Origin of the sequence: Qaidamihabitans albus (genome assembly GCF_016464705.1) — a bacterium.
GTDB lineage: Bacteria > Actinomycetota > Actinomycetes > Mycobacteriales > Pseudonocardiaceae > Qaidamihabitans > Qaidamihabitans albus.
Window position 1 is genome coordinate 1 of the sequence record NZ_JAEHOB010000055.1, and the last position, 551, is coordinate 551.

Annotated in this window: 1 protein-coding gene and 1 pseudogene; both read right to left on the reverse strand. The window is 68.8% G+C overall.

Annotation, left to right across the window (positions count from 1 at the left end; genetic code table 11):
• Nucleotides 1-325: pentapeptide repeat-containing protein (locus tag JAP66_RS33475; RefSeq protein ID WP_372449040.1), on the reverse strand; the 325-nt coding region annotated here is incomplete at its 3' end.
• A pseudogene (locus JAP66_RS32640) lies at nt 244-551 on the reverse strand (hypothetical protein); the annotation flags it as partial. The pseudogene JAP66_RS32640 and the gene JAP66_RS33475, both read right to left, overlap by 82 nt.

Consider the following 551-nt stretch of genomic DNA (forward strand, 5'->3'; position numbering starts at 1 on the left):
GAAGAGCCGTCGGCGGTTCATCAGTCACCTCCCACCCGGCCAGCCACGAGTGACGCCCTTTATCGGCCCTTGCCCACGCGGTGCTGAGCACCGGCTTGCGAAGGAACGTTGCCGCACCGAACCACATCGTGCTTGCGAACGTTGCCTGACTGAACAGAGCCTGCTTGGCGAAGCTCGCCCCGTCGAACACGGTGTGAGTCCCGCCGAAGCTCGCCCTCTCGAACCTCGCGTCCCCGTCGAACCTCACCCGGTCAAACATGGTGATCCCGGCGAAGCTCGCCCCGCCGAACTGGGCCTCCCGGTCGAACCTCGCCCCGTCGAACAGGACCCCCCGGCGAACCTCGCCCCGTCGAACAGGGCCTCCCCGGCGAAGCTCGCCCCGACGAACACAGCGAACCCGGCGAAGCTCGCCCCCTCGAACATGGCGTGGGTCCCGTCGAAGCTCGCCCTGTCGAACAGGGCGTCCTCGGCGAAGCTCGCCTCGGCGAAGATGGCGGCCCCGTCGAAGCTCGCCCTGTCGAACATGGCGGCCCCGGCGAACCGTGCTCCGC